The organism is Veillonella parvula, assembly GCF_945949885.1.
Lineage (GTDB): Bacteria > Bacillota > Negativicutes > Veillonellales > Veillonellaceae > Veillonella > Veillonella parvula_B.
In genome coordinates this window covers 48983-75263 of sequence record NZ_CAMFFZ010000009.1, presented here as the reverse complement: position 1 = coordinate 75263, position 26281 = coordinate 48983, and the positions used below count along the sequence as shown (strand labels likewise).

General features: G+C 37.7%; 20 protein-coding genes, 3 pseudogenes and 1 CRISPR repeat array. Of the genes and pseudogenes, 5 read left to right on the top strand and 18 right to left on the bottom strand.

The annotated features are described in order from the left end of the window. Position 1: 1 nt before the first annotated feature. Positions 2 to 630: a CRISPR direct-repeat array (repeat unit 35 nt; unit sequence TTTTAGAGGTTTACAGAATTACACTACTCTCAAAC). Between the two features lie 64 nt (positions 631 to 694). The 6 genes and pseudogenes from csn2 to Q7O55_RS09300 all read right to left on the bottom strand — a co-directional run bounded on the left by csn2 (position 695) and on the right by Q7O55_RS09300 (position 8656). Beyond that, complete coding sequence (gene csn2 / locus Q7O55_RS04375; RefSeq protein ID WP_303928724.1) at positions 695 to 1369, bottom strand: type II-A CRISPR-associated protein Csn2; 675 nt, start codon at positions 1367 to 1369, stop codon at positions 695 to 697. Next, entirely contained in the window at positions 1366 to 1671 is a 306-nt protein-coding gene (gene cas2, locus Q7O55_RS04370; protein ID WP_303928722.1) for a CRISPR-associated endonuclease Cas2, read from the bottom strand. The genes csn2 and cas2 overlap by 4 nt, the downstream gene beginning before the upstream one ends. A 4-nt stretch (positions 1672 to 1675) precedes the next feature. Further along, on the bottom strand, positions 1676 to 2551 hold the full coding sequence (gene cas1 / locus Q7O55_RS04365) for a type II CRISPR-associated endonuclease Cas1 (RefSeq protein WP_303928721.1): 876 nt from the start codon (positions 2549 to 2551) through the stop codon (positions 1676 to 1678). Positions 2552 to 2579: 28 nt separating this feature from the next. Next, the gene (gene cas9, locus Q7O55_RS04360; protein WP_303928720.1) at positions 2580 to 6776 is read right to left on the bottom strand and encodes a type II CRISPR RNA-guided endonuclease Cas9; all 4197 of its coding nucleotides are present in this window, start codon (positions 6774 to 6776) and stop codon (positions 2580 to 2582) included. Between the two features lie 453 nt (positions 6777 to 7229). Continuing rightward, positions 7230 to 7430 (bottom strand): hypothetical protein, encoded by a 201-nt coding sequence (locus Q7O55_RS04355; protein WP_303928719.1) that lies wholly within the window; start codon positions 7428 to 7430, stop codon positions 7230 to 7232. A 5-nt stretch (positions 7431 to 7435) separates the two neighbouring features. Further along, a pseudogene (locus Q7O55_RS09300) lies at positions 7436 to 8656 on the bottom strand (hypothetical protein). Positions 8657 to 9348: 692 nt separating this feature from the next. Here Q7O55_RS09300 and Q7O55_RS04340 point away from each other — a divergent pair. Next, positions 9349 to 10767: a sodium:solute symporter gene (locus Q7O55_RS04340; RefSeq protein ID WP_303928713.1), complete on the top strand. Its 1419-nt coding sequence runs from the start codon at positions 9349 to 9351 to the stop codon at positions 10765 to 10767. Positions 10768 to 11382: 615 nt separating this feature from the next. Here the strand turns inward: Q7O55_RS04340 and dcuC are convergent. The 5 genes and pseudogenes from dcuC to Q7O55_RS04315 all read right to left on the bottom strand — a co-directional run bounded on the left by dcuC (position 11383) and on the right by Q7O55_RS04315 (position 16487). Continuing rightward, on the bottom strand, positions 11383 to 12744 hold the full coding sequence (dcuC, locus tag Q7O55_RS04335) for a C4-dicarboxylate transporter DcuC (RefSeq protein ID WP_303928712.1): 1362 nt from the start codon (positions 12742 to 12744) through the stop codon (positions 11383 to 11385). A gap of 144 nt (positions 12745 to 12888) precedes the next feature. Next, positions 12889 to 14049 carry a M20 family metallopeptidase gene (locus Q7O55_RS04330; RefSeq protein WP_303928710.1) on the bottom strand — a complete coding sequence of 387 codons (1161 nt, stop codon included), beginning with the start codon at positions 14047 to 14049 and terminating at the stop codon, positions 12889 to 12891. Between the two features lie 270 nt (positions 14050 to 14319). Then, entirely contained in the window at positions 14320 to 14811 is a 492-nt protein-coding gene (locus Q7O55_RS04325; protein WP_303928728.1) for an IclR family transcriptional regulator, read from the bottom strand. A gap of 54 nt (positions 14812 to 14865) precedes the next feature. Further along, positions 14866 to 15006: pseudogene (locus tag Q7O55_RS04320) on the bottom strand (helix-turn-helix domain-containing protein); the annotation flags it as partial. 374 nt (positions 15007 to 15380) lie between these two features. Further along, positions 15381 to 16487, bottom strand: a complete 1107-nt coding sequence (locus Q7O55_RS04315) for an amidohydrolase (RefSeq protein ID WP_303928708.1) — start codon at positions 16485 to 16487, stop codon at positions 15381 to 15383. 197 nt (positions 16488 to 16684) lie between these two features. On the opposite strand from Q7O55_RS04315, the gene Q7O55_RS04310 reads away from it, so the two are divergent. From Q7O55_RS04310 to Q7O55_RS04295, 4 genes are all read left to right on the top strand, one after another. Further along, a complete protein-coding gene (locus Q7O55_RS04310) occupies positions 16685 to 17365 on the top strand; it encodes a nucleoside recognition domain-containing protein (protein ID WP_303928706.1) in 681 nt (226 codons plus the stop codon). Next, entirely contained in the window at positions 17352 to 17816 is a 465-nt protein-coding gene (locus Q7O55_RS04305; protein WP_058948320.1) for a YjiG family protein, read from the top strand. The genes Q7O55_RS04310 and Q7O55_RS04305 overlap by 14 nt, the downstream gene beginning before the upstream one ends. Positions 17817 to 18185: 369 nt before the next feature. Further along, positions 18186 to 19490 (top strand): cytosine permease, encoded by a 1305-nt coding sequence (locus tag Q7O55_RS04300; protein WP_303928704.1) that lies wholly within the window; start codon positions 18186 to 18188, stop codon positions 19488 to 19490. A gap of 5 nt (positions 19491 to 19495) precedes the next feature. Further along, on the top strand, positions 19496 to 19660 hold the full coding sequence (locus Q7O55_RS04295) for a hypothetical protein (protein WP_165850987.1): 165 nt from the start codon (positions 19496 to 19498) through the stop codon (positions 19658 to 19660). 102 nt (positions 19661 to 19762) lie between these two features. Here the strand turns inward: Q7O55_RS04295 and Q7O55_RS04290 are convergent, their stop codons facing one another. From Q7O55_RS04290 to Q7O55_RS04260, 7 genes and pseudogenes are all read right to left on the bottom strand, one after another. Further along, the gene (locus Q7O55_RS04290; RefSeq protein WP_303928703.1) at positions 19763 to 19897 is read right to left on the bottom strand and encodes a hypothetical protein; all 135 of its coding nucleotides are present in this window, start codon (positions 19895 to 19897) and stop codon (positions 19763 to 19765) included. 457 nt (positions 19898 to 20354) lie between these two features. Next, positions 20355 to 21680, bottom strand: coding sequence for a hypothetical protein (locus Q7O55_RS04285; protein ID WP_303928701.1), 1326 nt, complete (start codon positions 21678 to 21680; stop codon positions 20355 to 20357). Continuing rightward, on the bottom strand, positions 21673 to 22509 hold the full coding sequence (locus Q7O55_RS04280) for a DNA adenine methylase (protein ID WP_303928699.1): 837 nt from the start codon (positions 22507 to 22509) through the stop codon (positions 21673 to 21675). The genes Q7O55_RS04285 and Q7O55_RS04280 overlap by 8 nt, the downstream gene beginning before the upstream one ends. A 243-nt stretch (positions 22510 to 22752) precedes the next feature. Next, positions 22753 to 23361, bottom strand: coding sequence for a hypothetical protein (locus Q7O55_RS04275; protein ID WP_004694448.1), 609 nt, complete (start codon positions 23359 to 23361; stop codon positions 22753 to 22755). A 319-nt stretch (positions 23362 to 23680) separates the two neighbouring features. Further along, positions 23681 to 23857, bottom strand: a pseudogene (locus Q7O55_RS04270) (sigma factor-like helix-turn-helix DNA-binding protein); the annotation flags it as partial. 12 nt (positions 23858 to 23869) lie between these two features. Then, the gene (locus Q7O55_RS04265) at positions 23870 to 24547 is read right to left on the bottom strand and encodes a sigma-70 family RNA polymerase sigma factor (RefSeq protein WP_303928698.1); all 678 of its coding nucleotides are present in this window, start codon (positions 24545 to 24547) and stop codon (positions 23870 to 23872) included. A gap of 271 nt (positions 24548 to 24818) precedes the next feature. Beyond that, the gene (locus tag Q7O55_RS04260) at positions 24819 to 25883 is read right to left on the bottom strand and encodes an ATP-binding protein (protein ID WP_303928697.1); all 1065 of its coding nucleotides are present in this window, start codon (positions 25881 to 25883) and stop codon (positions 24819 to 24821) included. Between the last annotated feature and the right edge of the window lie 398 nt (positions 25884 to 26281).

The following is a 26281-nucleotide window of genomic DNA, read 5'->3' as shown; positions in this document are numbered from 1 at the left end:
GTTTTAGAGGTTTACAGAATTACACTACTCTCAAACCATGCATTGCCATATACCAATAGCACATGGGTTTTAGAGGTTTACAGAATTACACTACTCTCAAACACGGTCAACTTCCGCTGGAACCATACCAACGTTTTAGAGGTTTACAGAATTACACTACTCTCAAACAAAGCCATTTCAACTAACACGGCTGTTGCAGTTTTAGAGGTTTACAGAATTACACTACTCTCAAACGATGCAATCGCTTGTACGGTAGGGGATATTGTTTTAGAGGTTTACAGAATTACACTACTCTCAAACCTATGTGATTCATCACACACCATAATGTCAGTTTTAGAGGTTTACAGAATTACACTACTCTCAAACAGTTCTCTTGTCATTGCCATAGACATGAGCGTTTTAGAGGTTTACAGAATTACACTACTCTCAAACCACGGGTCAGGATTATGGATTGACATACGTGTTTTAGAGGTTTACAGAATTACACTACTCTCAAACTATATTCATATAGGTTGGTTAACATTGTTAGTTTTAGAGGTTTACAGAATTACACTACTCTCAAACTATACCTTAGCACTCACGGAGTTGTTAGGAGTTTTAGAGGTTTACAGAATTACACTACTCTCAAACCCCAAATTAAATTTGAGGCTCAAGAGTAACTCGGGCTACCACCAGGTGTAATTCTGTATCCTCCTTAAATAACACAGAAATCATTATCTAAAATATACCCATTAATAAGGCTTTTATCAAGATTTTCTTTATCAAAAGATCCTGTCGTTAAACAAACTAATCGTAATTGTCTACTCAACATGTTTTGATAAAACGCATTAATCTCATCATCATTTAAAACTAAATCTAGATTTACCATAATATATAACATGGGAGATAATAATGTATCAACCACTTCTATATAGGACATAAGATCCATGATATCCCCTGTACGATTAAACTCAAAGTTAAAGCTACCTAGCTTAATAAGTTCAGCAGTACCAATTTCAAGTTTATGTTGGATTGATAAAGGATATCCAAATTCTAAAGAATAATAAAAAGCATGAAGACGATTTACAATATCTGCCACCTCTTCTGTCATCAACAAGGCTTCTTTAGATAGTTGATTTTGTAATTTGGTTAATAAGGCTTTACTATTTATATCTACATATAATGGATTAAGTATTATATGTCCATATTTATCTAAATTAAACGCCTTATTACTATCATTTAAAATCCAGGGGCCTTCCCCTCCATCGCATTGTATATCAAGCTCTGTGACCATACGTCGAAATACTTTACAATTCTCAAATGATATAACCGTTACCTTATCACTAGATACTTCAAAGTCTAACGTAGAATCTTGATACATCAATTTCATATCATAAGCACCCTCTCCGTTGAGTCTATAATCTCACTTTGCTTATCTCCTACTACAATCTCCATTCTTGAAAACTGTTTTTCTGTAACAGTTAACATAAACAAGCTACCACTAGGTGGCTTATTTTTACGTACATGGTCCATTATAATGTTGGCACTAGTTGTATTAAGAACTAATTTTGAGTACACAGATTCTTGTAACATGAGGAATCCTGATACAATTAAATACTTTCTAAAATTCCTATATTCTTTTCTATCTTCCGAAGTCAATGTCGGTAGATCAAACATCACTAGTATTCTCATAAATCTATAGCTCATATTCTATAAACCTAATCTCTGAAGCATCTTGATTCCGCAATGCATCAAATACACTTTTACAGTAAATGCGAATAGCAGCACTAAATGTCTGAACAGTATCATTAATTTTTACATCTTCAGATAGTAATTCTATAAGTGACAATTTAACATCTCGATTAAATTCTGTAGGTATCGACTTGATAACAACCGCATCAACAAAGCCTCTCAACGGCTCCATCAAATCAGAGCCTAAATTATACGGATTAAATTGATTACAGTGATTAAGACCTAGCTGAGTAATATAACCTAACGATAAAATCTCTCGATTTACCGCAGAAAGCAATATCGCATATCCATAATTCAGTGCTGCATTAATAGCATTATCCTGTTCGCGAGAAAATGATTTTCCAAACAAAGCATTAAAATATACTTTTGCAGCATGCCCCTCACGTTGAGTTTCATCATTTAGAGTCAACTCATCAAGATATTGGTATAGTAAATCTGCTTCAACTAACTCCTGATGCTGTAATAGCTCTGCTTGATTCATAATCTTACGTCGTACAATTTCTGTCCATATAGAAGCTTGCAACTCTTTAGACCATTCAGCCTGTTCACGACATCGTTTACTACTATTATGACTACCATGTAATGGAAGAACCTCACTAGCTGGATTCCGTTTCTCATCACAAAACACAATAGCCACTTTTTTCTTAATCAACTCGTTTAGTAGTACGGCGGTGAGGCTCACCGCCGTAGATTCAACAATCAGCATATATATTTCATCAATATACACCTTAGTCGTCTCAAAGTCTTTGCGAATAATCATGTAATTCATTTTAAAATCTAACTTAGAACGACTACTTATGACTACCGTACGCCAACTCATAATAACCCCTAATACTAACACACTCGTTTTAAACTATAGTTACTTCATTAGAATATAATCCTGTAATGGATTCATTGATAACTTTAAATTCATCTTGATTACTTATTTTACTCCCCACAGTTGATCTAGATGCTGTTATTCCTAAAGGCTTAACTTCAAAAGTAGTTTTTTGATTTGTTAATAAGTTTAAAAGCTCTATCAAATGAATACTCTGTTCTTCTAAAGACATTTTTTTAAATAAACCATATCCCTTTTCTGATAGTTCAGCTGCTTTATTCCCTTTCATCTTTTGATATATAGGCATTTTAAGTTTACTTACCAAGTAATCAAAGAACTCTATATTTTTCTCTTCTACGATTCTAACCTCTATCGTATGCTTATTATCAAGAGCTCTTGTTGATACAACATTTGACTTCAAATCCTTATTATCTTTTCTCATATTATTAAACTTCTCAAGCACTTTGAGGTATGGAATCCATTCATTTGAAACAATGACTTGAATCGCATTATCAATACAGAAGTTACTATTAGTTTTCCCACCCAAATAGTAATAGAATCCATTAACCTTAACTAATTGATTAATGCACAGTTTTCTATAAATGATAGAAATGTCTTTTGCTTGTGGAGTAATAGATGCTACATAGTTAATTAAATCTTGATCAGTTGTATTTCGATTTGTTAAATAAATTGGTAATGGCACGATTTCCTTAATCACTTCGCCTTTTTTACCTGTATATTGAGCAATAATAGAATAGGCATTCTTAATTTTTGTCATGCCACCATACTTAGAAACATCTGCAAACACACTAGACTTGGTTTTCATCCCTATATAAACACCATCTTTAGCTTTCCCTGCAACAGTAGCTTTATATACAGTTGCATCAGCTAATGCACCGGTTTGTTCTAATAAACGTTTCGTCACTCGAACATCGTTGCTATCCATCATTTTCTTAACAGTATCCATGCTTGTTTTTACATCCCAAGCTTTTCCATCTTTAGCATTTGTGCAATTTACATCATAATTGAACATCTTCGCTAAGTTATATGTACGATTAGCTCCATTCTTTTTAAAGAATGCACGGAAGTTACGAGTAAATCTTTCATGATATACATTACCAACAACAATATTTAAATAAGCATCTTTAGCATGATGGTGATGATTCAATGAGCGAACTTTGATAAAGTTATTATCGTGACGGAAGTCTGTTACATTTTCAGCCTTTACAAAGACTACATCAACACCTGGGTAAAGACGACGCAGTAATGTTGTAGCTGCCTTAACTGATTGATTAGTTTCAACTAATTGACGAGCAATAAAACCACTTAAATCATCTTCTGTAAGAGGTGCAATACGTGTAAGACGCGCATATTTTCGCTCACTAATCAGACCTTGTTGTTTTAGGAATTTCCAGAATGGCTTTTGTGTCTTTTGAATTCCTTCACCAATTGGATATATATCTGATTTCTGAGCATTTGCAGTTCGTTTACATAACACTAAGTTATCAAAACTATCATCTTTAGTAAGGCTACGAGGATAAATATGGTCGATATCATAATTATCTGTATTTAACTGACTTATATCTATAACTTCACCAGTATAAGCACAACGCCCCATTTGTGTGTAATACAAATAGAGTTTTTTACTTCTTAGCGCCGCATCATCACATCCTGACAAGTCAGATTTTAATGTATTAAATTTTTGTCCATTAAGAGCTTCTACCAAGGAATCATCGTGTTTTATAGCCGCATATAAATCAGATAATCGTTTTTGACGGGAGTCCTTTTTCTTTTTCTCTGCTTTATTTGTTCGTGCGACTTCAACAAAAATGCGAGATGGCAAGGCTTTTTTAATATGTATAACCTCGTCTACAATGCGTAATGCCTGCCATACTGCACGCTTAACAGCTGGTGAAAGTGCCAGTTCATCAATAATATCATGAGGTTCTACTACTTGGTCTTCTGTTAATTTATCATTTATCTCTTGAATACGTTCCATAAATGAGAATTTATCGCCTAATAGTTCCATCAAGTTATAACTAAAATCACGCATTGCTTCAATAATGGTTACAGAAGTACCGTCTCCAGCCTTATCACAGCCATCGATACCATTTAGTAATTTCTTAGAAAGACGGCCCCAATCTCGATATCGTAATTTGGCAAACTTTTTGATAACCTCATCATCAAGGCGAGAAGAAAATTTATTACGCAACGTTTCACGTAACATTTTCTTACTTTCACCAAAGATAGTAATATCCGTAATAATCTCTTCAGCCATAGATGTATCAAAACCATCGCCAAGGATACGAACCATATCACGATAAGATGTTAGATCATTTTTAATTTCCCCATCTAGACCTGTAATCTCAGGTTTATGAGGGTTTGAGATATAACCGTTATCTTTTAAAAACTGCTCTATCCGATTTTTGGTCATTTTCTTATGGTCTTGCTTAAACACGGCCTCAATAAGATGCGCTTTTACCTTTGTCTCTAATGGCTTCCCATCAATACGCACATTATTTAGTTCGTTGAGCAACATGAACTCACTATATAAAAGAGATGATTTAGGCAGCACATCTTCACCTAACAAATAAGTGCATTTATTCGTAAGGTTTTTGATGAAAGCTGCTGCTGATTTTTCTCTATCAATTTTATCTTCAAAATTCCATGGTGTAACCTGACCAGAGGCTTTACGAACAGCCCAAGCGAACCCGCCATTATTCACATTATGATGTGTATTTAAAGGCCCTACATAGTATGGAATACGGAATTCAAGCAGTTTAATAAGTTTCTCTGCTACAGAATATCCATCAGCAACTTCATTTAGGAATGGGAATTTGGATTTACATTTATCAAGAATAGTCTTGAGTTCCTCCAAATGTAATTGATAAGGAATAACGCCATTGTCTTTAATCCGTTGTAATGGTAATAATGTTTGTAGCTCAATTTGACTAAGAATATACTCTTTATCCTTAGAATCAGATAATCCCTCTACTATTTTCTTAGTGTATTTATAAAAATCTTCACGGTTACAACTAGTTTCCTCTGTACGGCCTTGTTTAATATAATGCACATAGTTATGTAGACCTTTTTCATCAGTCTTAAACATCGCATTATAGAGCTTTCTATCAGCCTTTAATAAAGATTTAAGCAGAACTAAATCATCTTTGTGTTTGTTGTAAGCTTGTACCTTAGACTCAGAAATAGTAAGGCCAGGTTCTTTAATAGACATGAGGATAATAGCATCATATACAGATTTACAATCATCAATACTATGAATCTCCTCTCCCCAAGCTTTAGCTAGGTCATCACGTCTCTCATCATATGTATCCCCTATAATTTGTAACTTTTTAAGATCTTCATCTAAATCCTCTACAGAGCCGAATAAGTCAGTAAGGCTCGCAGATAAACCTAACACCAAATTAGCAAATGATTTAAGTCTTTTTTTATCCTCCTTGACCTGTTCTTTTTGAGTTTTACCAGAAGTATCCACTTCATCAGTAATTATATATGTATCAACAAGACGTTCTATGGCCTTTGCTTTGTCAGATTTTGTTTTACCTGGCTCCATAAGGATTTGACCGATAGAACCAATTGCAGCAGTAGAATCAAAACAATTGAAGATGATATTTTTTAAAGCTTGTTTAAGAACATCATCAAGCGTTGAAGCATTTGAATCAAATGAAGCCCCTTCATAGAGGAAGTTACCACGGTACTTTAAAATATGGTGTACTGCCAAGAATAACTTACGAATATCATCAGTACCATCTTTCATTAACTCTGCACGCAAATGATAAATAGTAGGATACGCTTTGAAATAATCTTGATCAGTATAGTCCTCGTTAATAAATAGAATATGCTTTGAGCTATGACCTGTCGTTTTATCTTCATAGTGGTATTTACTTTCACGAAGGCGCATAAAGAATGTTGGATCCACCTGCGCCATAGCATCAGCAAATAATTCTTCTAATAATTTTAGTCGTAATTTACGACGTTCCAATCGACGACGCATAGAACGGAATCCACGACGTGCTACAGCGGATTCACCTTCATCAAACAAACGGCTGCCCCACATTTTATGAGAGCGAAATTTTAGTAGCTCATATGACTTATTTGTTACCGCCCAACCCACTGAGTTTGTGCCAATATCTAGTCCCACAAAATAATCTTTAATCGGATAATCTTTCAAATGACTTGAAATAAGTTGGTTCGATGCTTGCATTTCCATAAGCGCTCTCCTTCGGAAATTAATAATTGACATTCATCAAAAGCTTAACTATACTATAAGTAATCCAATTAGTTTTGGAGGTTTACAGAATTACATTACGAGTTCAAATACAAATTTATTTACAATGCCTTCGGGCCGCCCGACGTAGGGCACCTACTCTCAATTCTTCGGAATTGAGATTTTTTATTGCAAAAATTTGCTATTTAAATAGTATCTATAATCTATAAGTCGCCAACCCCTGTATAATTAACTTCATTTTAGCATAAAACAATAAGCAAATTCATCATTTTTTTCATAAAGCTTATAGTTATACGGGACTTCTTTAAATTTAACTCTATGTCCATGCGCTATAATATATTAGAATTAATTTTAGTCAAAAAAGAAAAGTACACCTCTATGTTTAACGCATAAAGGTGCACTTTAACTATATCAATTTTCAGAAAACAAGGGCCCTTATTTTCCAGATGAGGACTCTACAACATCACCACGTAAACTAACATTTGATACGGACAATCGAATATTCTTATCCCCTTCATGAATCAATACAACTATAGACTGTGAATAATTCGCAAGCTCCACCACCTTAACAAAACTAGGCCGTTCTCGATATAACTTATCCAATTCAGATGCGGGATTTACAGACTTAATGCACAACTGTATTACATTCTTTCTTGACTTTGAATGCGAATTACTTTATTCCTCAATATTTCCACATTTGCAAAGTCAGAATATTCTACCGTATTACGCAACTGAATATGAGAATATGGTACAGCTCCATCCATATAAACTAAACTCATAATATATACATTCTTATCATCCCGTAAGAATCGATGCATTAAAGACGTTTTTCCTGGTTGATAGTTATCTACTAAAAGACTGGGAATACCATTATTCCAAACAGATGCTGATTGAATAGGTGCAGCACCTATAATTTGGCTTTCTGGCTTTATCTCCGCAATTTCGTTAATAAAGGAATAAATATATTTATCATCTACTTTTACAGGCTTCTTTGCCACAATAAGTCGCATACCTAATCCACTATAATCTCTCATTTCGACAGAGTCCTTTAACGATTTCTGTGCTATTAGTTTGAGCCCTTTAGGAATACGATACATGAGGTTATCCCAGTTGATGCTTTCACTATAATGATCCAAATCATCTAAAGAACGAATTGATGGAATCACATAATTACTCATAACGCGCTCGAGTTTGTCGGTAACGGGCTGATTTTTGTAGCTAAGCCCAATCATATATTCCTAATTTGATTGATTATTTAAACCAACTACAGCAACCATAGCAGGCGTATTCTCACCGAAAGACTCTGTATCAATAGCCCATTTACCATGTGAGATGCTAGGATATATAAATGCCCCTTTTCTCTCTGACTTTAGTTTGCCTAATACATCATCATAATTCTGTTTCGTACCGATTGCAAAAAATATGGAATTCTCTCTTACAATAGAAACACGTTCACCATCATTCCGATTTGGATAGTATTTACTAGTTAACAGAAGTGCAGGAACAGATGCTCGGATGTTATTACGATCATCATGCAACAACACAACAGCAGACTGATTAACAAGCAAGTCCATCATCTTTTCAGAATCGCTTGCTATCTGATTGACTTCATCTCGTGTTAATCCCCAGTCAGTTATATACATTTCCATACGCTTTTCAGATTCAGAATGTAATTTTATAACATCACTAGCCCCTATATTACTCCAACTACCGGTCCGATAATTTTCATACGCATTGGCAGGAATACTCGCATCTGCGCCTGGAACAGGTGGCTGTCCTGTTGACACTTCAATCTGTACAGCACTTATATTCATGGTGAAAGCAGTTGCTAGCGCCATCATAATCAAACTTTTACGTAACATAGTACCCTCTCTCAACTTTTTTAAAATAAATAAGCACAGCCTTATTAGCATAAGTATACTATGCAAATAAGGCTGTGCCTATGATTAATAATTTAGTATATAGGATTTACCTATATTGATATTTATAAGATTTATCTCAATTTGACGATATAAATCTTTACCCCTATAATATAGGTAGATAGTCAGACGAGTCGTAACGTCAGGCTCATCTCTGAAAACAAAAAGCTTGAGAAATGGCCTTTCAGTTATCGAATCATCTAAGATAACGAAGGGCTATTTGTCTTTTCCTAGACAAATAAGCGCTATTAAAGCCCCAAAAGCAATGACAATAGCCATTACTTGTAACAGGAGCATGATTACTTCATAATCACTCATAGACTTATCCCTCCCTTCAAAAACGAAGAGAGGCCCAACCTCATCTGACTATCCTAACTTTATTATAAAACGAACTAATATGCGATACAATAAGAAACGAATAATAGAGATATACAGATAAATACATAGAAAAATCCCGTTAATAACGGGATTTTTCTATTCCCAATGTATATATTTTCTCCAACAAGCAATAAAACTCCTCTTTGTATTTTCCCCAGTTTTTATGGATAATTAAACTATACTTGATATATGCACCGCAAGTAGTAAGGGTGATTTAGTATGAATCTCTAGATAGTGTAAATTTTTGGAGATGTCATATGGATTCTCTGACTATTATTTGGATTATTGTTTGCGCCTATTTATTACTGAATTTATTAGTCGGCGTGTATTGTCATATTCGTGTAAAAGATAGTACTGACTATCTACTCGCAGGTCGTCGTATTGGGGTTCTTATGACGGCAGGCACATTAGCAGCTACGGAAATCGGTGGTGGGAGTACCGTAGGTGTAGCAGCGAAAGCATATGGTTCTTGGGGTTTATCTGCAGGTTGGTACGTAGTATCTGCAGGAATTGGTGTTATCCTCGTTGCTTTCATCGCACCACTCTTGCGGCGTGCCATGGCAACAACAGTGCCAGAGATCATCGGCCGTCGTTTCGGCGCGTCTAGCCATCTCATTACTTCCATTCTGTCCATGCTGGCAACGATTACACTTGCAGGCGTACAGATTACAGCAACTGCAACCATTATTAGCGTTCTCACCGGACTTTCAACAGAACTCGCTATCCTCATCTGTGGCGCGGTACTCGTAATTTACACCATGTCCGGCGGTATGTGGAGCGTAACGATGACGGACGTTATCCATTTCTTCGTCCTCGTTGGGGGCTTCTCCCTCGCGGTGCCATTCGTATTGCACAATGTGGGTGGCTGGGAATCGGTAGTAGCGAAATTGCCGCCTGAACAATTAGGATTTACGAAGGTTGGTTGGAAAACCATCATCGGCCTCATTATCATGTACTTCATGACCTTCTCCACCGGCCAAGAATCCATTCAACGGTACTTTGCGGCGAAGGACGAAAGAACGGCCGTTCTCGGTTCTATCATTTGTGGGATTATCATGGCTCTATTCGCCTTTGTTCCTGCAATTTTAGGCCTCGTAGCATTGGCTGAATTTCCGAACATCGAAGCGAACAATGCGGTGGCAACGGTAGCGCTTAACCTCATGCCTCCTGTAATGGCAGGCTTCGTTATGGCTGCGGTCGTTTCGGCTACGCTTTCATCAGGCGCAGGCGACCTCTTAGGTGCCGCAACAGTATTTACCAAGGATATTGTGGAACATCATTTTGGTAAAAGCCTCACCGACGCTCAACTCACTAGATATAGCCGTCTGTGCGTGCTATTCCTCGGCATCATCGCCATCATCATCTCCCTCGTGAGCAAAGCCATCATTCCGATGCTCGTATTTGCTTTCACCATGAGATCCGCTGGCCCATTCGCTGCATTCCTACTTGGCCTCACGTGGAAAAATGCAACAGCTGGCGCTGGCATTTGGTCCATCGTGCTCGGCTCCATCGCAGGCGTGTACTGGGAATTCGTTGGCAACCCATATGGCATCATGTCTATCATCTTCGGTTCCATCGTCAGCCTCATCGTCTTTGTGGCTGTCGTGTTCATTGAAAGATCTATGGGTAAACCACCCGCTCCTCCGGCTATACCTGATGATGTAAAAGAAATATAATTAGTTTGTTATAATCTGTGGTTTAATAATAGGCCTAAAAGTACTATAAAATTACAATTATAAAACCAAAAACTCCTATCGGTGAAAGCCAATAGGAGTTTTTCCTATTTTACAACGACATTATCAAACTGTATGCCATACACGTGTTCATCATAATTTGACGATATATAATAACCTTATTATAATATAAGAAGATAGTCAGACGAGTCGTACCGTCAGGCTCATCTCTAGTTACATAAAAATATGAAGAAATGGCCTTTCAGTTATCTAGTTACACTAGGCAACGGAGGGCTATTTGTCTTTTGTAAGACAAATAAGCGCTATTAATGCCCCAAAAGCAATAACCACAGTTATCACCTGTAATAAGAGCATGATTAATTCATAATCACTCATAGGCTTATCCCTCCCTTCAAAAACGAAGAGAGACCCAACCTCATCTAACTATCCTAAGTCTATTATAGAACGAACTAATATACGATACGTAATCTATACCTATCGTAACATTAAAGAGTATCCAAGAACGATAATTTAATGATGTATAGACAAAAAGGCTCTACCAATTAAGATAGAGCCTTTATCTATTTTCTTATTTATTTATAAATTACCAACTTCAAATTAGTGAATAATCCAAATAGCAATTGTACTTGTAATGAAGGTAACGATTACAGGTACGCTTGTACGTTTTACAAGATCGAAGCTAGAGATATTTGCAATACCAGCTACAGCGATCATAACAGCACTAATTGGGCTGAGTAGGCGGCCTACGCTCGCTGCATTTTGCATACCGAGAAGAATTGTTGTCGCATTACCACCTAGGTCAGCTGCAAAATTTGGAACCAATGGAGCAAATGCAAACATAGATGCAACGCCAGAGCCCATTACGATACTTAAACCTGTAATAATTGTAGATACGATAACACCTACTACATCAGCAGAAATAGCAAGGCCTTGGATAGCAGCAACGAATTCTTTTACGATACCCAAAGAAGTTAAGCCGAAAGCAAACGTTTCACCTGCAACGATCAATGTTACAGTGTTAGCAAATTGGTCGCCCATACCTTTGAAGAAGGTTTGGATGCTAGCCGCCATTTTACGGAAGTCGCGATGACGGATAAGTTCACAGCCCATAGCGATAAACAAACTAAGGAACATCGCAAGGTTTACATTCATCTTAACACCTTGAATACCATATTCACTGAAGCCAAGGATAAAGATTAATGGCAACAATGGTAAGAATATATACGGTAATGGACCAACTTCGAGGTCATCAGATTTATGAGCCTCCACATATTCCGTAGGAACATGGCCAGACTTTTTATCCAAGTATTTTTGCCATACGAAATGAGCAATAGCAGCCATTAAACCACAGATAATATATACTTTCAACTGATAATCTACAAAGTACTCATGAACAGGCATGTTTACTGTTTTGGATACGAGCAATGTAGTGGCAGAGGCAGGACCGATGTCGAGCAAGTGACCTGTAGCAACAGCCGCTGCAGCACCTACAGGACTAACACCTAAGCGTACAAGAATTGGGAAGATTGTCACCATCATAAGCATTGCAAGGCCAGAAGCACTTGGAATTACAAGGGACATGAACATATTTAGGATAAATGTAAGCGCCATTACTAGGTATGCAGATTTCATTTTACCAAGCGGTTTAATGGCTGTTACAACAAGGCGAGAGCTAGCACCAATGTGGTCCATGTACTTCGCGAAACCAGTACAAGTCATGATCATGAGACCAAGGTTCGCCGCATCTTTAGCAGTAGTAATATTAATAAATTCAAATGCATCAAAAAAAAGAACCCCTGTAGCCTTTTTTGCTTCTACGAAAGATGTTGTATAGCCAAGCAAGTACGCGGCGAACATCATAATGAGACCGCCCAATAATAATACGGTTTGCGCTTTAAACTTCTTGATAACAAGCGTCCCCGTTATGACGATAACCAACAAACAGACTAACAAATTCATACATGTTCCCTCCATTTTAACAACATACTATTACTGATACCATTAAATCCAAACTTCAAATTCACTAGTAACTATTCTAGCGATTTTAGTTGCACAATGCGTACCATCCGATACACGACATGACTATTCTTAGAACATTTCGTTCTAGAACGTTTCCTTTGCTTGTTTGAAATCTTCTTGGATTTTTTCTAACAAGCCTGGTGTTTCAAGGATTTCTTGAACAGATAAGGCAATGCCCTTCGCGCCATACATGATAGCGTCCTCAGCTAACTGGCTTTTACCATTGTCTAGCCATTCTTGAGAGTGGCTCGTCACTCCCTTGCCTACGAATTTCACGCGCAAGCAGGCACCTGGCACGCGGAATGTAACACTAGAGAAGTCAGTAGATCCCGTCACTTTGCGAGGCTCGGAAATCTCTGGTGCCCCTACCTTTTCTGCATTTTTTAAAAGTATATCGTTCAAGGTTTGTACATTGACTTTGTTGTCGTACGCCTTAACCTCTTCCCATTCCATCGTAGCGCCCACCTGTAAAGCGGCACCTTGTGCCACGTCTTTCACACGTGCTACAACCTCGTCGAGACGAATGCGACTAGAGGAACGAATATACCATTGGGTACACGCATAATCAGGTACGATGTTCGCCGCCTTGCCGCCGTCAGTGATGATGCCGTGCATACGAACCTCAGTCGGTACGTGCTCGCGCAAGTACTCCATGCCGTTAAAGAACAACAATACCGCATCTAAGGCGCTGATGCCCTTCTCTGGGGCAATCGCGGCATGAGCAGATTTGCCGTGGAACTTGATATTCACGAGATTGAGCGCCAAAGACTTGCCGTCTACCGTGGTCGTATCGCTGCCGTGCATCATGAAAGCAATGTCTAAATCGTCAAACACTCCTTCACGGGCCATAACGAGCTTGCCGCTAGCCGTTTCCTCTGCAGGCGTACCGTACACAACCAACGTACAAGGTGCTTGTAACGTCCGTTTCAAGGCGATTGCCGCCGTGCAGATTGACGGACCTTGTAAATTATGACCACACGCATGGCCCAAGCCCTCAAGAGCATCGTACTCGCAAAGCAAGCCGATGTTAGGGCCGCCACCATTTACGTGGTATACCGCTCTAAACGCAGTTTTAAGACCACTCACCTCACGGTCAACGGTGAACCCTTCCTTCTCTAATAAATTCGTCAACAACTCATGAGCTTTAAACTCTTCATTTCCGAGCTCAGGATGATCGAAAATGAAATCGTTTAACTCCTTCATGGGCTTTCTTAATGCTTCAATCTCTTGTAAAAGCTGACTCATTTCTACCTCCAACATACATACTATAAAATCCTAAATTCCTATAACTATAAATACAAATCTTATGAGACCTGTATCTAATAACACAAGTCGAACCCGTACCTAATACGTCTTTCTCTATTCCCTATCTAATAACTATTCCCCTATTAATACCTTTAATGCACTTTTATATGCTTTAAATGCGTATTAATATACTTTAATACGCTTTAACGTATTTATCTTTGTTCCGTATAATGGAACATCATTTCAAATAGTGAGCAAAAAAAAATAAATTTATAAGGTCGCCCCCATGTGTTTGGAAATAGTTTGACCTAATGCGATCATCACCGATAGATACTCATTGACACGTTCTTCCGTGTAGTCTCCTATAGGACCAGAAATGGTCATGACCGCCTCTAGCTTATTGCCAAAGGAAAAGATAGGAACTGCGATGGATGCCGCATCAGGCACACGATTGCCTCGAGTCACCACATACCCATCATGACGAATTTGGGAACTTTCATCAGCACTCATATCCGTATCCTTGAAGTCCGCCAGATAGGCACCAAAGATCTTGCCAGCCGCCCCTTTAAAGATAGGATAGACCGTGCCGATCTTGATATCGTTACGCAACGGCTTGTCCGCCGCAACGCGCTCGATACATATGCGATAATCGCCCTGTGCCAAGAACAAATTCACGGACTGCTGCAACTGATCCCGAATGGACACCATGTAGGGCTGCGCAATGGCACGCACATCCAAAGACGTAAGGAAAGACTTTGCCATCGGCAAAATGCCCCAAGACAACTGATACTTCTTGACCCTATTAAACTCAACCCAATGATGAGCTTCAAAGGTCTTGAGTAACCGATGGACAGTGGCCTTGGGCAACGCCGTCGCATTCGCCAACTCGGTCACACCAAGCGGGCCCGCCTCTAATAACTTGAGTATCTCTATACCACGCTCTATTGATTGAACCATATTCATATCCAAAGAAACATATTAGCTCATTATCTTCTAATACATTTCTATTTCCTACTAAAACTAATGATACATTTAACAATATACATAATCTGTTAGATCACTTTTGATGCCTCTGAAAGACATATAGTGCATCTAAGTCATTACAAACATAACAATAACACATTCATGAAGAATTTAAAAATGACTATGTTGCATAAGTCGTAGTTTCACTACCACAAAAAGAACCATTAACACAATCCACCGTATTGTGTTAATGGTTCTTTTAATATAGCTAAAATTTTATAGAAAGATTGCATTATAGCCAAGGTTTAAGTATTATTCCTACAACAGAATTAAACCTCATGTGTTTCTCCAAGCTTAGCAACAAACACTTATTCTCCTAATAGCCGTTCTACTAAATCGATCCAAATAGAAACACCATTTTCTAAGGCACTTGTATCAAAACTCATGTCAGGATGATGCAAACCTGGCCGCAAATTACACCCAAGCCCAAAGAAACCTGCTTTTAAGCTTGGCTTTTCCACAGTGTAGAAGAAGAAATCTTCACCACCTGGTGTGTAAATTGGATCAATACAGTTGCTTTCACCAAGAATAGAAGATATAGAGTCAGCTAATAGAGCCGTTGCCTCATCATTTAATTCAGCCGCAGGAATACGGAAGGAATCCAAAACCTCAACAGTTGCACCGATAGAAGCAGCTGCCCCTTCAATAGCTGGTAAAAACTTAGCACAAAGCTCATCCATCGTTTTATTATATTGTGCACGTAAATCCCATGTAACAACCGCTTTCGCTGGAATCGCATTCGTTACGCCAGAGTCACAAAGGAAACGAGTCGCCTTAACACTATAATTATCAGTTGGTTTTAAATGGATAGCATTAACTGCATTAACCGCTTGAACCGCTGCATCCAAAGCATTAATCCCTAAATGAGGGCGGGCACCATGAGCTGGCTTGCCATGAAAAGCAATGACCATACGGCAAGAGGACGCATAATGAATCGCAGGACTAGCCTGACCATTTTCTGCTTCTTCAAATGGACGCACATGCGCACCAAAAATGTATTCTACATCATCAATAGCTCCACCCCTAATCATACTAGTCGCACCAGAACCTAGCTCTTCCGCGGGTTGGAATAAAATCTTTAACTTACCTCGTTTTACTAATTGTTTTTCTTTAATAATTTGAGCCGCAGCCAACAGCATTGACATATGTCCATCATGACCACAAGTATGACGAGATACATGTTTACCATCGATAATATGACCAAGCGCATCCATGTCGGCACGAAGCGCTACCACAGGACCAGATCTACCGCTATCATAGATACCGATGATACCCGTTTCTCCGCCCACATTACGTGTTACATCGTAGCCGTAACTTTCCAATTTTTCTGCTAAAAATGCGGAAGTCTTGAGCTCTTGAAAACCTTCTTCAGGAATTGTATGTAAATAATTATAGAAATTTAATACTTCACTCATCGCCAACACCTCTTTCTATAGAATAGCGTCTAACACATTAATTATACTACACAAATATCTGCTTTTAAATCAGTTGAAATAAAAACTTTTAATAATATATATAACTTTTACAAATGATGTTCTTGCACTATTTATTATCTCTACTATATAATTATAAATCATATAACTCTATGTATTTTATGTAGGAGGTTAAGATCATGAGTGACCCTAACAATGAGAAAAACTATACTCAATTTACTAAGAAGGTAACGGTCGGTTGCTATATTGCATTAGCTGTAGCAATCCTATTCTTCTCAGGATTACTTAACAATGTAGAAGGTTTTAAATGGCTCTCTGCATTAGACTTTGCGACTGTTTCTGGTAAATTTGGTACCATGGTTACCCCTGCAAAAAACACCTTTATTGGGGAAGGTGGCGTCAGCGCTCGCGCAGGCTTCCTCTTTGCCTTGAGCTTAACACCAACAGTTATGTTGGCATTGGGTGTACTTGAGATTTTAGAACATTACGGTGCAATCCGTGCAGCCCATAAATTAATGACTCCATTATTGAAACCTATTTTAGGTATCCCTGGATTAACTGGCCTTGCAATGATTACGGACTTACAAAGTACAGATGCAGGTGCAGCGATTACCAAAGACCTTTACGACAACAATCTAGTTAACCGTAAAGAATTAACAATCATGACGGCATGGCAGTATAGCGGTGCGGGCATGATTAACAACTACGTAGCCATTGGATCTGCTATTTTTGCGTACTTAACAGTACCAATTATCCTTCCACTCATCGTAGTATTTGTTATGAAGTTCTTCGGTGGTGCCGTATGTCGAATCGCACTTAATACAGTATTCAAGGGAGATTTCAAAGATGAGCAACAATAAAGAAACAAATAATCCATTTGATATATTTATTCGTGGTGCACGAAAAGGCTTTACGCTAGCCACTCAAAACTTATTACCAAATGTATTGATGGCATACACACTTGCCGAGCTATTACGTATCTTAGGCATCATGGCATTTTTAGGTAACCTATTTGCTCCTGCAATGGCTTTATTTGGTCTTCCAGGTGAAAGCGTAACCATCTTGTTAACAGCCTGGTTATCCTACTCTGCTGGTATCGGTGTTGCAGTTAACTTGCTTTCTAACAATACGATTGATATGATACAAGTGACTATTTTGGCTCCAGCTCTACTCTTAATGGGCTCCCAAATCCAATACATGGGTCGATTACTAGGTGTAGTTGAAGTACCTAAAAAGTATTGGCCAATGCTTATGACGATCAGCGTGGTAAATGCATTGATTTCCATGGTTATCATGAAAATATTTGTATAATATCAAGACCACAGAATACTTTAGCACTACTACAATAATTAAAACAAACCAAAAGGCAGTACTAATGTAAAATATAATAGTACTGCCTCTATTCTTTTAACAAGATACCGAATATCTATATCACTATTAATTTATAGAATATGTCTCACTCTCAACATTGCTTAATATGCATAATATACATATTGAATATTCATTCTACGTATGTTTTAATGAAGACAAATACCATTCGTTTATGAAAAATTAAATATTCATCCTTTATTAGAAAAATTCACTATATTTACACTACATAATAGTTCTTTACTACCATGCTTATATAAATCTTAAAACGCATCATGGTAGCTTTTTTATTACGTAAAGGAGTATAGATGTATGAGTAAGGAGAAATTAGAGTTTGTAGAACCAGTTGATACGAACACAGATAATGAGTATTCTAGAGAGCCTGTCCCGTTAGGAGCAAGGAAATCCTGCTTTTCTCTCACCATCGTTTGGACTGGGTTCGTTTTTCTTGTTACTAGTATGATGGCTGGAGGCGGATTAGCTGCGGGGCTGACTTTCAACGAATTACTATTGGCCATGATTCTAGGGAATATTTTCTTATGTATCATCGCAGGGCTAGTGAGTGTAATCGCCTATAAAACAGGCCTTACCTTTGCCCTTTTGACGAGATACAGCTTCGGTCAGGAAGGATCTAGAATTGCCTCTCTCTTCGTACCTATCGTCAATCTAGGTTGGTACACGATTCAAGCGGCTTTATATGGACATTTTATTGCTCAAGTATTCAACCTTTCCTACACAGGCGAAATCATTGCTATGATGCTCAGCGCCGTTATCATGGGTATCTTTGCAGTTCTCGGTATTAAATCACTTGCCGTATTCGGCTATATTGCGATTCCGTCCATCGTATTCCTCTCCCTAGGAACGGCGGCTCGCTCGGTTCAAACAATCGGTGGCTGGCAAGAACTATTTAACTATATGCCATTGCAACCTATCGATTTACTTTCAGGTATTACCATCGTTATCGGTACATGGATTCTTTCCACTGCTACATGTATCGCCGATATTATGCGTTATGGTAAAAGCAAGAAAGATGTTATTACAGCGAGCACAATCGGTCTATTGGGCGGCAATACGTTGATGATTAGCTGCGGCGCTATCGCAGGCGTTGCTATGAATGATGGTGACTTAATCAACGTACTATTAAGCTTTGGCCTCGTGTTCCCAAGCTTACTATTATTGACTACAAATATCTTTACCACAAATGGTGCGAACCTGTATTCCACATCATTGAACCTAGCAAATTCTTTCAAACTAAACAGAAATATTATGCTAGCCGTGCTCATTGCTATCTCTGCATTAGCAACAATGACACAGCCATATAAAATCGACTCCCTCTTTGTATTCTTAAGTACACTAGGCATCATCGTTCCGCCACTATGCGGTATTATCTTAGCAGACTTTTACCTGGTTCATCGCGGAAAATATATCGATTACCACAAAGCGACTTTCAAAAAATGGAATCTAGTTCCATGGATCACATGGGCCATCGCATTGATCTGTGTTAAATTCATATCATTCGGCCTAGCTTCGCTGAACGGGATTGTAATCGGTGCCCTACTGTACGCAGTCATTACGTATATTGTTAAACCTAATGTTGTTAGTGAAAGCAAAGGATGATTATCATGGCAATTCATAAACTATCTGCTATACTAGGCACAATCATTATGGGCATCGGATCCTTTATTACCTGTCTAGCCACAAGTGAAAGCGCCATTACCCTTGGTAACGGCATGCTTGTCGTGAGCATTATTATGATGGGATTTGGGTACTCTAAATGGCAACCTTAAATATAATTTAAACTAACAAAAAAAGAGGCCTACAACTTGTAGGTCTCTTTTTCATGAGGTTCGCGACACCTCATTTGTGCGTCAACCGTGGAGGCTATGCAATCATTTCTTTAGTTCAGAAATAGGAATTGGCCAGGCTTTTAAACCATAGTCTCTTGCCCATAACTTCTTGCCAGTTTTTTTATCAATCCGCCAAGCCCTAAAAATAACATTGCTTTTAAACTTTTGATTTGACAAGGTCAGTCCTCCTTTCATAATAAAATTATGACGGGGCCCCGCACCATTTAAATTATACCATATATAAATATCTCAAAAAATGCAAAAGAGGTCGTAGATTAATCTACGACCTCTAAGGCAAGGACAGAGAGTAAAGAACACAAATTATGTCTTTTAATCCTTATAAATTCCGCGAAAAATCTATAAGCCTCTAGTAACTGACCTAATCAAAAGTTCACCTTTACTATAAGATTAAAAAACATTAATGTCAATTAAAATGTTATCCACATTACAATATATAGTATTGTGGATAAGATTTTCTCTATATAAAGTATGATTATTGCTTATTCAGTATACTTAATAAAACAATAGAACTTTAACTCATAGGTAGTTTTATAAAAATAAACGACTTTATAGATATTAAATTATATCTATAAGTAGAAAACTAATATAAACTAACAATTTAATATCTAATCGATTAGTAATTAATAATGTCTCCAATCCAACGAATCCAAGCTCTTATCGTACCAGAACGTCTTTTGTAAGTTGCATTACTATATGGCAATCCTGTTTTAGGGTTGATAACACCAGCCCGTTTCATAAAACCTATAATATCACTATCAGAAAGTCTTTCTTTAGATTTACAAGAAGCTTTATATGCTAGATTAAAACTCTTATAAGATAAAATAGTTTCAATTAATTTTATCTGGCGTTGTTTATAGGACATAGAGAACAAAGATTTCCCTAATTTTGTCAATCTATAACAATCATGACCATCTAAATCTAATGATTTTTCTACAAGGCCTAAATATCTTGCTGCATCCAGATAATAAGAAGATTGGCGTGCATCAAATGAATACTCTTCTGTAATAAAGTTCTTTTCCACATCATTAATATAAAGTAATTCACAAATATTAATAACTCGTTCAAAAGAATTAGCCTGTGGGAATTGAATATTTGGCTCCTTATTAAACCGTATATTTCTCAACACTTTTCGTACATCTTCATTTGAAATATTTGTATCTTCTAGGCAATATCGTTTATGTTTCACTAATTCTAAGGAATTATAATGTTGCAAATCATTAAACCTATATTCATAAAGATAAAAAATACTATTTGTATAAATTAAAAATATTGGTCGTACTAACTTTCTATCCATTTTTTGATGCCATGTACGAAATGGATAATATAGTTGGCGAATCAAAAAATTATCGGTCAAATCTCGTTTAGCTTCCAGCAAGGCAAGACTATTAATACCTTCATAAGCTGCATCAATTTCAATTTGAGAGTTTTCAACTGTTACAGCTGAATCTTCACCAGTTTTAGCTTCACTAACAACATTCGCATAGAAGGCAAATGACTCAGAACTCATACGACCGGAAACGGTAGGTAATAAGTTTTCATCCTCCAAAAAATCCGCAAAAATGCCCGATATATATGCCATATTCAAAGCTTTGCTTTCACTATTAATAGTTCTTACATCTAGGCTTTTTATATGTTCAGGAGGACTTAAATATGTAATATCTGATGCATCTGATTCAAAATTATGATACGCATTTATATGAGAGATATAATAATCTCCTCGAGTAATTGGTAAAATTGATAAATTATTTTTTATAAATAACTCTGGTCGTGCATCAGAATGATCAAATTTAACGGCTAATCGTGCTTCTTGAAACTCTTTAATCTGATCTGCAGAGATTATAAAATATCCCTTATCATTAATAGCTTTAATAATATTATATTTATTATCTAAGTTGGTCCAAGTTAAATCTATTTTTCGTGCCTTTTTTGTTTTACTCATAATTTCTAACTACAACCTCATCTACACAGCCACGTTTTGATCCTACAGAATTAATAGCACGTTTTGCAGGAACAATAGTAATATTAAAATCACTATAAATATCCTGTATAAATTCTGTTGCAGAGTTCGAAAGCATAAATTTAATGCCAGCCGCATCAAGATTCCGACAACAATCACGTAATGCAATTTGATCTTCTCGACTAAATCCCCCAGCATTATAACCAGTAAAACTAGCTGTTACAGATATTGGATCATATGGGGGATCCAAATAAACAAAACTATTTTCTGGTAAACCTTGAACAGCTTCAAAATAGCTCGTATTCAATATTGTTACGTTAGCAGTTTTAAAGTATTTATTAACAGCACGAAGTGTACTTTCATTAACAATATTAGGTTTTTTATAGCGTCCAAAAGGAGTATTAAACTCACCTGCACTATTTACACGATACAAACCGTTATAGCAAGTCTTATTTAGAAATATAACACGCGCAGCCTTATCAATATCAGTTAATTCATTATAAACCGCTGCATTACGGTCCCAACCTCGGACATCATAAAAGCACTCTTTTGTGTTCTCAAACTGCTCCAACCTTTTAATTAATGCATCTACATTATCTTTAATAGCTTGATAAACCCCAATCAACTCGCTATTAATATCATTGATAATTACGTTCTCTGGTTGCAGTGCAAATAATACAGCACCACCACCAATAAATGGCTCGCAATAGCTCGTATAGGTGTCAGGAAATAGTGGCATTAATCGTTCTAATAACTGACGTTTACCACCAACCCACTTTACCACTGGTGACGCTAAGTCTATTTTCCTCATGCATGCAACCCCTTTCTAAATACTCATATTATTGTAACCTAAATGAGCAAATAAAATCTATAAATTTATGAAGAATAACATTATAATCATAAAAATAAACCCACCCCTGATAGAGGTGGGTTTGCATTAGTATCTACGTTTTATCTTTACTACTCCCGCAGTTTCGTTTATTTTCCTATACGCCTATCCTCCTTTTCCAGATTTCTCTCCACCCTCCTACTTGTACTTTCACCGTCCAACGATTTATCTCGTTAGGTCTCTCCATGCGATAAATAGTTCGGCCACGACTTGAGGGTTTTGGCTGAGTTTGATGCGGGCTAACATTTTTCGCACGTAGTTGCAGTGTTCTAGCATCGCTTCGTTCAGTTTGTGTTTGACATGACGTGGGGATTGGTACACCAAGATCGGTGCAAAGTCCGCCACATGAATATAGCTCGTATCCGGTTCCGGACCTTCCGTAACGATATATTCATAGGGTATAGCCACGTTAAAGAGGCCGTACACCACGTCCTTGCCGATAGGGCGGCGACATTTAATATGCGCAAAGGTTAGATGCGGACCATAGGTCTTAGGCGCGGTATAGCTGCTGCGTCGACCATCGCTGGTCATGATGTAGTTGGGTCTCAGCCCTTCCTGCATCGCCAGCTCTCGCGTAATCGTTCGCATCGGCAGATGGACCATTTCTTCGCGTCCATCCACAAAATAGCACTTCGTACTGTCCCCACCACTAGGTTGATAGGTAGGAATAAAACAAACAATGTGATTCTTTGGATTCGTGTAGATCAAATCCAAATCTTCTCCCTTAGATAGCCGAGCGGCCATCAAATCTGTTAGTTTATCATCTATTGCCATGGAATCCTCTCCAATCTGATCAGGAACATTCCTTTCAACAATACAATGAACACGTGTTCTGTGAAAGCAGATTAGCATGCTTTAATCTGCTGCTGACTTAATTGTATATCAGCCTGTATAATTTGTAAATATATATACAAAACTATAGAAGTTTACGTATAATTAAAGACTTTATGATCTTGTAAAAGTTATATATATCTTGATGTGTCATTATTTTCTCATTTAAATTGAGAATTGCATATTTTATGTATATTCGTTAATCGAGATTAAAAGAAATATGCAATATATAGGATATAAATAAGAAATTAAATTATAATAACTAATGTATATGCAAGTCTTCAAAGTCCGTACTCAAATATCTGCGCAGCTTCCGAATGGCTCGTTCGTGGCGCCGTTGAATGGCTTGGCGGCTGCAGTTCAACTCTTCACTAACCGATACCAAGCTTTGACACTCACCATAGACACGGCGCAGTAGGTCCCGTTGATCAGGAGATAGTCTGCCTAAAGCTCACACTAGACGAGCTCGCAGCCTATGCTCTTCGTCGGCACTCATCACCATATCCGCCACATTCTCGCCAGATGCGAAGATATCCATACCAAAGGCGACTTCTCCATCATCGGTGGTGCGATCTGGGATGTGAATTTCACGGCGATAACGCAATCGCTCCCGCTTCCAGTACCTCATATAACCGTACATGATGCCAGCTTTCACAAAGCCTGGGAACGGTACCGGCCCTTCCAAATCAAAGCTATAAATCGATTCTATGAGGATCGCCCAAAGATAGCTCTCTACGTCCTCGCGGAACTCGCGGTTTCCCATGCGATTCGTATAGTGCAAGATGAGCGGTCGATACCTGCGACAAAGCTCGATTTGTGCCGCATCATGACGAAGCTCGTCAACGGACCACGGCTGATACCCTACCGTCTGAATCCTCATATTCGGCTTTTGACAAATGGACACGAGACTCTTGTCCGACAAGGACGATAAGACCTGATGACCACAGACGAGAGTCTGTAATTTCAACTCCTCTGGAATACTTCGGCTAGACTCATCAGCTTTCGATAATAAAGAATGAGATGGTAATGCCTGTGTTTCTAATTTTTTTGACTGATAGTTGTCATGTTGTAAGTTTGCAGTTTTAATACATGTTCTTTGTACTAAAGGTTCTTCGTTTGTGTATAACATAAATCCCCTTTCCTGCCATGGCATAGCGCTTATGTACACAATACCGCGGAAAGAATTTTTTGACAAATCGGCAATTCCTTGGAATTCCCCTATATTCTGTTATATTTGAGCCTTAATTTCTATCCATAGTACAATATTAGTATGCGAGCAAAAGGGTAATTGCTGAAAATATATAATTACTAAAAATGACACCACATATGTAATGTGGTGTCATTTTAAGAGGAAATATATACTATCATTGGGTAATAGTATTCAATCTGAAATTGTCTGATTAAATCGCAATACACGCGGCTTGGACAAAGTCCTTTAGCTGCGGTTTTACATGATTATAATATACATCAGCGCCATAACCGCGCACGATGTCCCCCCAGTATTTATATACATAGCGGTACCAGAAATGGAACATACTGTTCGTGAAATGGTAATCCGCATACTTCGCATTCCCACGGCTACTTGCCTGAATGCGACCCACGAGCCCCATCGACATAAGATCGTTCAAACGGGATGTAAAGGTGCCACTTTTAATTTGGCTTTCTTGTAAAAGCTCCACGTAGTACGGTCTTTCCAAGCTAGCAAGACCCGTTAAAATAGCATTGGCACCGGTTATATTCTTCATATCTCGATGCAAAATATATTGTGTTTCTTCAAAGAAAGCTCCCGTTACTGAGAAGAACAAATTAATAATATTCGTATCGATGCTTTCACCATTATCAAAGTATTGCACATAAGCAGGTAACCCACCGGTTACGGCAAAGACGGTGCGCAAATCGTCCTTTGCATAGTGAAGGCCCAAGGATTTCATATCAACCAAGGAAAATGGTTTCACCTCGAGATATTCGGACACGAAAGGTCCGATAAGGCTGCGATTGCCAATGATGCGGCCATCGAGCTGTTCCATGCCATTAGCCATCAAAACGATGTTCAAACGACTCGTATCTTTATAAGTTTCTAACAAATCGCGCAAGTGAATTGGAAACTGAGATACAGCCTCTACCAAGGCAGGATAATCATCAATCACCACAGTTTGAGGTGTTTTCACACTACTTTCAAAAAGCCTTACGAAGCCCTCATGCAAGGTCTCTACAGGCTCAAACTTGTCCTGAGCATCAGCAGGAACAAAACGTGCCTCAAGAGCTCTATTTATATCAGCCACATGGACTGATTCATTAGCCATGCGCCCCGCCAAGTATACCGCCTTATGACGGCGTACAAGCTGCGAAGCCACATAGGATTTACCACTGCGATGAGGACCATATACAACACATAAGCTCATTCGGCCCATTGCAATTCGGGACTGGATACTCTCTATAATCTCAGCACGTCCCACAAAATTCATATACTCACCTCCAACTATTTACGGAAATTATTATATCATAATTTTAAATCATTATTAAACTTTTTTCATATAGTTAACATAGCTTTTTATTATGTTAATTTTTTATCCATAAATCAGAGCTTTCATGTGATACGTATTGCCTTACTATCATAAAAGGCCTTATGATTACTTTATTCTCATATACGTTTGATATCAACATATCCTATAAGACATAGTTATATAAGTTATATATGGTAAGCCATATATTTTAATCTATATATATTAAAAATGACGTGCTTACCAAAAGGTATAGCACGTCATTTGCATATAAAGTATATTAAATTGTTACTGAATGTTCTTATACTAAGCTTCTTAATAGTAAATATCTAATTCGTAAATTTCTGATTACATAATCTGAT

Excerpts from the sequence above, each read along its gene's own strand:
- cas9 (WP_303928720.1), bottom strand. The coding sequence starts at position 6,776 with ATGGAAATGCAAGCATCGAACCAACTTATTTCAAGTCATTTGAAAGAT.
- Q7O55_RS04310 (WP_303928706.1), top strand. The coding sequence starts at position 16,685 with ATGAGTGACCCTAACAATGAGAAAAACTATACTCAATTTACTAAGAAG.
- cas1 (WP_303928721.1), bottom strand. The coding sequence starts at position 2,551 with ATGAGTTGGCGTACGGTAGTCATAAGTAGTCGTTCTAAGTTAGATTTT.
- Q7O55_RS04330 (WP_303928710.1), bottom strand. The coding sequence starts at position 14,049 with ATGAGTCAGCTTTTACAAGAGATTGAAGCATTAAGAAAGCCCATGAAG.
- cas2 (WP_303928722.1), bottom strand. The coding sequence starts at position 1,671 with ATGAGAATACTAGTGATGTTTGATCTACCGACATTGACTTCGGAAGAT.
- Q7O55_RS04340 (WP_303928713.1), top strand. The coding sequence starts at position 9,349 with ATGGATTCTCTGACTATTATTTGGATTATTGTTTGCGCCTATTTATTA.
- csn2 (WP_303928724.1), bottom strand. The coding sequence starts at position 1,369 with ATGAAATTGATGTATCAAGATTCTACGTTAGACTTTGAAGTATCTAGT.
- Q7O55_RS04300 (WP_303928704.1), top strand. The coding sequence starts at position 18,186 with ATGAGTAAGGAGAAATTAGAGTTTGTAGAACCAGTTGATACGAACACA.
- dcuC (WP_303928712.1), bottom strand. The coding sequence starts at position 12,744 with ATGAATTTGTTAGTCTGTTTGTTGGTTATCGTCATAACGGGGACGCTT.
- Q7O55_RS04325 (WP_303928728.1), bottom strand. The coding sequence starts at position 14,811 with ATGGCAAAGTCTTTCCTTACGTCTTTGGATGTGCGTGCCATTGCGCAG.
- Q7O55_RS04265 (WP_303928698.1), bottom strand. The coding sequence starts at position 24,547 with ATGTTATACACAAACGAAGAACCTTTAGTACAAAGAACATGTATTAAA.
- Q7O55_RS04295 (WP_165850987.1), top strand. The coding sequence starts at position 19,496 with ATGGCAATTCATAAACTATCTGCTATACTAGGCACAATCATTATGGGC.
- Q7O55_RS04275 (WP_004694448.1), bottom strand. The coding sequence starts at position 23,361 with ATGGCAATAGATGATAAACTAACAGATTTGATGGCCGCTCGGCTATCT.
- Q7O55_RS04280 (WP_303928699.1), bottom strand. The coding sequence starts at position 22,509 with ATGAGGAAAATAGACTTAGCGTCACCAGTGGTAAAGTGGGTTGGTGGT.
- Q7O55_RS04285 (WP_303928701.1), bottom strand. The coding sequence starts at position 21,680 with ATGAGTAAAACAAAAAAGGCACGAAAAATAGATTTAACTTGGACCAAC.
- Q7O55_RS04260 (WP_303928697.1), bottom strand. The coding sequence starts at position 25,883 with ATGAATTTTGTGGGACGTGCTGAGATTATAGAGAGTATCCAGTCCCGA.
- Q7O55_RS04305 (WP_058948320.1), top strand. The coding sequence starts at position 17,352 with ATGAGCAACAATAAAGAAACAAATAATCCATTTGATATATTTATTCGT.
- Q7O55_RS04315 (WP_303928708.1), bottom strand. The coding sequence starts at position 16,487 with ATGAGTGAAGTATTAAATTTCTATAATTATTTACATACAATTCCTGAA.